This window comes from Aquabacterium sp., from assembly GCF_041909175.1.
Lineage (GTDB): Bacteria > Pseudomonadota > Gammaproteobacteria > Burkholderiales > Burkholderiaceae_C > Aquabacterium.
Map to the genome: position 1 here is coordinate 325383 of NZ_JAYRDZ010000005.1, position 6886 is coordinate 332268.

At 61.4% G+C, this 6886-nt stretch carries 8 protein-coding genes; 2 read left to right on the plus strand and 6 right to left on the minus strand.

The window, feature by feature from the left end:
- Nucleotides 1–27: 27 nt before the first annotated feature.
- Nucleotides 28–1425: an argininosuccinate lyase gene (gene argH / locus ACE3PH_RS09930; RefSeq protein ID WP_374318403.1), complete on the minus strand. Its 1398-nt coding sequence runs from the start codon at nt 1423–1425 to the stop codon at nt 28–30.
- 60 nt (nt 1426–1485) lie between these two features.
- Between argH and ACE3PH_RS09935 the strand changes: the two genes are divergently transcribed.
- Together ACE3PH_RS09935 and ACE3PH_RS09940 are read left to right on the plus strand one after the other, a co-directional pair.
- Nucleotides 1486–2637: a sensor histidine kinase gene (locus tag ACE3PH_RS09935; protein WP_374318405.1), complete on the plus strand. Its 1152-nt coding sequence runs from the start codon at nt 1486–1488 to the stop codon at nt 2635–2637.
- Complete coding sequence (locus ACE3PH_RS09940; RefSeq protein ID WP_374318407.1) at nt 2634–3404, plus strand: LytR/AlgR family response regulator transcription factor; 771 nt, start codon at nt 2634–2636, stop codon at nt 3402–3404. The genes ACE3PH_RS09935 and ACE3PH_RS09940 overlap by 4 nt, the downstream gene beginning before the upstream one ends.
- Here the strand turns inward: ACE3PH_RS09940 and ACE3PH_RS09945 are convergent.
- From ACE3PH_RS09945 to ACE3PH_RS09965, 5 genes are all read right to left on the minus strand, one after another.
- Nucleotides 3401–4081, minus strand: a complete 681-nt coding sequence (locus tag ACE3PH_RS09945; RefSeq protein WP_374318409.1) for a protein phosphatase CheZ — start codon at nt 4079–4081, stop codon at nt 3401–3403. The genes ACE3PH_RS09940 and ACE3PH_RS09945 overlap by 4 nt on opposite strands.
- Before the next feature lie 14 nt (nt 4082–4095).
- On the minus strand, nt 4096–4494 hold the full coding sequence (cheY, locus tag ACE3PH_RS09950) for a chemotaxis response regulator CheY (protein WP_374318411.1): 399 nt from the start codon (nt 4492–4494) through the stop codon (nt 4096–4098).
- Nucleotides 4495–4559: 65 nt separating this feature from the next.
- The gene (gene motB, locus ACE3PH_RS09955) at nt 4560–5543 is read right to left on the minus strand and encodes a flagellar motor protein MotB (RefSeq protein WP_374318413.1); all 984 of its coding nucleotides are present in this window, start codon (nt 5541–5543) and stop codon (nt 4560–4562) included.
- A 29-nt stretch (nt 5544–5572) separates the two neighbouring features.
- The gene (gene motA / locus ACE3PH_RS09960; RefSeq protein ID WP_374318414.1) at nt 5573–6433 is read right to left on the minus strand and encodes a flagellar motor stator protein MotA; all 861 of its coding nucleotides are present in this window, start codon (nt 6431–6433) and stop codon (nt 5573–5575) included.
- 304 nt (nt 6434–6737) lie between these two features.
- On the minus strand, nt 6738–6886 hold a 149-nt coding region (locus tag ACE3PH_RS09965; RefSeq protein WP_374316199.1), incomplete at its 5' end, for a FlhC family transcriptional regulator.

The following is a 6886-nucleotide window of genomic DNA, read 5'->3' on the forward strand; positions in this document are numbered from 1 at the left end:
AAGCCGGCCAGAGTTCACTGGGTGGAATCAGCCCAGGCGTGTACGGTGACGAGCGACCTGCGCACGCACCTGCTCTGGGGCGGTGCCACCCAGGATGTTGCGGGCGTTGAGCGAGCCGCGCAGGCTCAGTACGTCATACACGTCCTGCTCAATGGCGGGGTTGTAGGCCTTCAGCTTGTCCAGTGGCAGCTCGGACAGGTCGACACCCGCAGCAATGGCATCCTTCACGGCGTGGGCGACAACCTCGTGGGCATCACGGAAAGGCAGACCCTTCTTGACCAGGTAGTCGGCCAGGTCGGTCGCGGTGGCGTAGCCCTTCTTGGCAGCGCGCTCCATGGCTTCAGGCTTGACGGTGATGCCGGCGGCCATTTCGGCGAAGATGCGCAGCGTGTCCTTCAGGGTATCGACCGTGTCGAACAAGGGTTCCTTGTCTTCCTGGTTGTCCTTGTTGTAGGCCAGGGGCTGGCCCTTCATCAGGGTGATCAGGCCCATCAGGTGGCCGACCACGCGGCCGGTCTTGCCGCGCGCCAGTTCAGGCACGTCAGGGTTCTTCTTCTGCGGCATGATCGACGAGCCGGTGCAGAAGCGGTCAGCCAGGTCGATGAAGGCGAACGATTGGCTCATCCACAGGATCAGTTCTTCGCTCAGACGTGAGACGTGCACCATCAAGAGCGATGCGGCGGCGGTGAACTCGATGGCGAAGTCCCGGTCAGATACGCCGTCCAGGCTGTTCTGGCTGACGGCCTCGAAGCCCAGTGTGCGGGCGACGCGCTCGCGGTCCAGCGGGTAGCTGGTGCCGGCCAGTGCGGCCGAACCCAGCGGCAGGCGGTTCACGCGCTTGCGCAAGTCGATCATGCGTTCGGCGTCGCGGGCAAACATTTCCACGTAAGCCAGCAGGTGGTGGCCAAAGGCCACGGGCTGGGCTACTTGCAGGTGGGTGAAACCGGGCAGGATGGTGTCGGTGTTTTGCTCGGCCACGTCCACCAGGGCTTTTTGCAACTCGATCAGCAGCACGCCGATTTCGTCGATTTCGCCGCGCAGCCACAGGCGCACGTCGGTGGCAACCTGGTCGTTGCGCGAACGGCCGGTATGCAGGCGCTTGCCAGCATCGCCCACCAGTTGGGTCAGGCGAGCCTCGATGTTGAGGTGCACGTCTTCGAGGTCGAGCTTCCACTCGAAGCTGCCCGCTTCAATTTCCGCGGTGATTTGAGCCATGCCTTTCTGGATGGCTTCTAGGTCGGCAGCCGAGATCAGGCCTTGCGCCTGCAGCATGTCGGCATGGGCGAGTGAGCCCTGGATGTCGGCTTTCCACAAGCGCTTGTCGAAAAACACGCTGGCGGTATAGCGCTTGACCAGCTCGCTCATGGGTTCGGAAAAGAGGGCCGACCAGGCCTGGGACTTCTTGTCGAGTTGATTGGTGCTCATGACGCAGCGTGCTTGGGCGAGAATGTTCGAACCCTCGATTGTAAAGATCCCCCTTCACCCATGCCAGACCAGGATAGTGCGCCGGATGAATTGAAAGCGCCCACGATGTGGGCTGCGACCGGTTTTGACCAGCCATCGGCGGCCCGTTCGAAGGTCAGCCGTCGCCCATCCGTGGGTATGCGCTCTCCTTTTGATGTCTGCCATGTCGGGGTGGTGCTGCGGGTGGCGATGGGCGTGCTCGTGGTCGTGGCCCTGGCGGCCTCACACGAGGCCACAGGGCCCCAGTCATGGCTGATGCGCAGCCTCAATGCCTGGACGGCGGCCTTGCCTGCTGCCTTGCTCTGGCTGGTTCTGACCTGCTCACTGCGTCCCGTGTTCGATCGCCTGCGGCTGGCTGCGCAGTGGATCCTGGGTGTGCTGCTGGGCATGCTGGCGGGGCTCTATGGACAGGCTCAGTCGTCGATGATCGATTGGTGGCTGGGCGGACGGGTTTTTCACTGGTGGGACTGGGTGCCGTGCCTGCTCAGCGGCGGGGCCATGGCCGTGCTGACCATGGGGTGGCTGCGCTTGCGCTGGCGTTCCGAGATGCCGGCGCAGACCCAGGCGCGCCTGGCTGAGTTGCAGGCGCGCATTCGCCCCCACTTTCTGTTCAATACCCTGAATACCGCGATCGCGTTGGTGCAGATTGAGCCCCAGCGCGCTGAGGCCGTGCTGGAAGACCTGGCCGAACTGTTCCGTCAGGCGCTGACTTCGCCCCATGCCCGTGTCAGACTGGCCGACGAAATTGACCTGGCGCGACGCTATCTGAGCATCGAGCAGTTGCGTTTTGGATCCCGTCTGACAGTGCATTGGGCGTTGGACGATGCAGCTGGCGAAGCCGAGGTTCCTGCGCTGATCCTGCAGCCCCTGGTCGAAAATGCCGTGAAGCACGGCATTGAGTCGGACCCGAAGGGGGGCTGGTTGCGGGTGTCAACCTTGGTCAAGGGCGGACAGGCGGTGGTCACCATCTCCAACTCGGTGCCCAACCTGCCTGTTGGTGCGACTGCTGGCCATGGCATCGCGCTGCGCAACGTCAAGCAGCGCCTGCAGTTGATGCACGATCTGGACGCCAGTTTCTCTGCAGGGCTTCAGCGCAGTGCCGATGGGGGGCGGTCTGCTGTGTATGTGGTTCGGCTGACGGTGCCGCTGAAATCAGCCGGGAGTCTGCTGTGACGGAACGGCTGCGCATCATGATTGTCGATGACGAGCCGCTGGCCCGTCTGCGGCTCAAGACCTTGCTGGCCCAGGCCAGGGTGCCCAATTCAGTGGTGGCCGAAGCAGGCGATGCTGCCCAGGCCATGACCCTGTTGTCTCAGCCGCAAGGCGTGGATGTGGATGTGCTGCTGCTCGACATCCAGATGCCTGGGGCAGATGGCATGCGTCTGGCCGAGCGCATCCGGCAGATGCCCAGGGTCCCGGCCATCGTGTTTGTCACGGCCCATGTCGAGCATGCACTCCGCGCTTTTGAGGTCGAGGCCAAGGATTACCTCACCAAGCCGGTTCGGCTGGAGCGACTGGAGGCGGCACTGACGCGTTGCAAAGTGCGTGGTGAAGGACGTACTTCGGCAGATGCCGGTACGGCGGTGCGCGGTGAGTCAGTGGTGGTCGTACATGACCGCGGCAAGGTGCTGCGCATCCCGGCCGATGACATCCTGTACCTGAAAGCGGAACTGAAATACGTGACGCTGCGCACGGCAACACACAGCCATGTGCTGGACCAGTCGCTCAGTGAACTGGAGCAACAACTGGGCGCGTCGTTTGTCCGTGTGCACCGCAATGCGCTGGTGGCCAGGTCGGCCATGATGGCTTTGGCGCGCCGGGCGGACGATGAAGAAGGGGGCGAGACCTGGGCAGTCCAGGTTCGCCCCACAGGAGAATGGCTGGTTGTGTCGCGGCGGCAGGTGGCTGCCGTGCGCGATGCCATCGCGGCGGGCGCTTAGAAGCCCAGGCTGGCGAGGAGGTCGTCCACTTCGCTCTGGTTGGCGACCACGTCGGTGCGCCCTTCGTGGGACACGACCGGGCCTTCCAGCGTAGGGTGGTCGGGGTCGGCCACCACGGCTGCTGCAGCTGCCTGCGGGTGGCTGGTCAGCACCGCTTCCACCTTTTGAGCCTGATCTAGCGGTGCAGCCTGCACCAGCAGCTTGACCAGTTGGCTCTCGAGGTCATTGGCCAGCTTGACCACCTTGGCCACGACCTGGCCCGTGAGGTCATGGAAGTCTTGGGCCATCATGATGTCGGTCAGGTGACCATCCACACGACGGGTCACCGTTTCGACATCCTGCACAAAGTTGTAGACGGCGCCGGTGGCCACCGCCTTGACGGGGTCTGCCGTGATCAGTTCTGCGAGCTTGCGTGTCTCGGTCGCAATGTGCTCCTGATCGGCCTTGGCCGTGTCGACCAGATTGAGCACCCTTTCCGCTGCATCGGCGGTTTTGGTCGCGATGTAGTTCAGTCGGCTGCGGGCATCCGGCAGGTTATCAACGTTGTTTTTCAGACCCGGCAACACACCCAGCATGTTCAGGGTGTCGTGCAGTTGGCGAGTCAGGGTGCCCAATTGCTGAAAAATCTCCGGCGATGCAGCCGGCATGCTCATGTTTTCTGGCAGATCCACTTTCATCTGTCGCTCCCCAGTCAGGCCGATGCCGTGAGTTTTTGCATGATCTTTTGGACCTTCTCTTCCAGCGTGGCCTTCGTGAAGGGTTTGACGATGTAGCCGGCAGCACCGGTCTGGGCGGCCAGCACGATGTCTTCCTTGCGGGCTTCGGCCGTCACCATCAGCACGGGCAGGTGCTTGAGCGTGTCATCCGCCTTGATGGCCTTGAGCAACTCGAAGCCATTCATGTTCGGCATGTTGATGTCGCTGACCACAAAGTCGAACTTGTTGTTCTTCAACATGTTCAAGGCGACAGCGCCGTCTTCGGCTTCGTCGGCATTGTTGTAGCCGATTTCTTTGAGCAGCCCGCGAACGATGCGCCGCATCGTCGAGAAGTCGTCAACGATCAGAAATTTCAGGTCGGTGGGATTGCTCATGGGCGTGTCCTTGATTCAATCGGGTGAGGCGGTTTTTTCAGGCCTCGGAATTTCGCGTCATCTACTTATCGGCGTTCTGAGGGCGGGCTTAAGGGCTTTATCGGGCTGGGGAGCGACGTCACCGGTTGTGGCGGTGTTTGGGCCTCGCCAGGTGCGGGCTCGTCGTCCTCCACCTCCGCGGCATTAAACATCCTGTCTTCGGACTGTCGGTTCATCACGATGATGCTGATGCGCCGGTTGAGGGGGCTCATCGGATCACCTCGCTCGTACGGCACACTCGACGCCAGGCCCTGGACCCTCAGCACCTTGTCCGGGGGTAAGCCGCCTGATATCAGCACGCGGCGTGAGGCGTTGGCTCGGTCCGCTGACAACTCCCAGTTGCTGTAGCCACGCTCGCCACCGACAAACGGCATGGCATCGGTGTGCCCCTCGATGGTCAGGTGGTTCGGCACGACGGACAACACCGCGCCAATGGCCTGCAGGATGTCGTACATATATCCTTTGACCTCGGCATTGCCACTGTCGAACATCGGGCGGTTCTGGTCATCGACGATCTGGATGCGCAGGCCCTCGGCCGTCATGTCCAGCCTGATCTGAGACTTGTATTTGGCCAGCCGTGGATCGTTGGCGACCACCTCTTCAACCTTGTTCTTGAGTACCTTGAGTCGCTCGGCTTCGGCGGCTGCCTGCTCGGCTCGGATCGCTCGTTTGCGGGCACGCTCCTGGACGGATTCTGTGGTGGCGCCTTTTTTCATCTGGCCCGTGCTTTCAGCCAGGTTGTTGCCGCCACCCTTGAGAATGGACGATGCATCGCCTGCGCCCGAGCCACCAAAGAAGGCCACTTTCAAGGGGCTGTTGAAGTAGTCGGCAATGCCCTTGCGGTCACCCTCGGTGGTGGAGCCCAGCAGCCACATCAGCAGGAAAAAGGCCATCATGGCGGTCACGAAGTCCGCATAGGCGATCTTCCACGCACCACCGTGGGCAGCGTGCCCACCTTTCTTGATGCGCTTGATGATGATCGGCTGGACTTTTTTCGAATCACCGGCCATGGTGGCGTGCTCCGGGTTTCAAGGCTTGCTTACTTCTTGCCCTTGACGTGGGCTTCCAGCTCGGCGAACGACGGCTTTTCTGTCGAATACAGCACCTTGCGGCCGAATTCGATGGCCACTTGTGGGGCGTAGCCCTGCATGCTGGCCAGCAAGACCGTCTTGACCACCTGCAACTCCTTGGTGGCCTCGTCCTGCTTTTGCTCCATCAGGCCGCCCAGTGGTTCCACCACCCCGTACGCCAGCAAAATACCCAGGAAGGTACCCACCAGCGCTGAGCCGATCATGCCCCCCAGCACGGCAGGGGGTTGGCCCACCGACCCCATGGTGTTCACCACACCCAGCACGGCGGCCACGATACCGAAGGCGGGCAGGGCGCCGGCCAGTCGGGCCACCGCCGCCACGGCTTGGTGCTCTTCGTGGTGGTGCGTGTCGATTTCATTGTCCATGAGGGTTTCAATCTCGTGGGCATTCAGGTTGCCGGACACCATCATGCGGAGGTAGTCCGTCACAAACTCGATCACGTGGTGATCGCTGCCGACGGTGGGGTACTTCTTGAACAGTGCCGAGTTGTGGGGGTCTTCGACGTCCTTTTCGATGGACATCAGACCTTCCTTGCGGACCTTTTGAAGGATCTCGTAGAGCATGGCCATCATTTCCATGTAACGAGCCTTCGTGTATTTCGAGCCTTTGAACAGCGGCCCCAGATTGTGGAGCACGGCTTTCAGGGTCTTGGGCTGGTTGTTCACGATGAACGCGCCGATCGCGCCGCCCCCGATGGCCATCATTTCAGTTGGGATGGCGTGAATGATCACAGCCATGTTCCCGCCGTGGATGATGTACGCGCCGAAGATGCACCCGAGGGCGACGACGTAACCGATGATGACAAACATGGTGGTGGTGGGTCAGGTCGATACGAAAGGCAGATTGGCCTTATGGCCTGTTCTCATATTCGGCCATCGCGACTTTTTCTAAACGCCAAACAAGGGGTGAACCCCCGCATTTTTTGCGTCACATAAAAAACGGGCCCGATTGGGGCCCGTGAAAGCACAGGGTGTTGTGCTGTAAGGAGGAGACAAGCAAGGACGTTTCACTTGCAAAGCGTCCGACCTCTATATCGACAACTGAACGGGATGCCTTGAACGACTGACCGAATTTCCCGTGAGGTCTTAACGCTTTGCCGTGTTTCCCGTGCGCTCAATGCATTTGCAAGCCACCGGAAGCCTTGCCCTTGCCGGCGCGAGCCGGCGGGTTGCACAGGCCACAGACATAGTGGCGCGAGATTTCATGCGGGTGGCTCACGAAGTGGCCGCCGCACTTGGAGCACTTGGTCATCGTCAGCATGC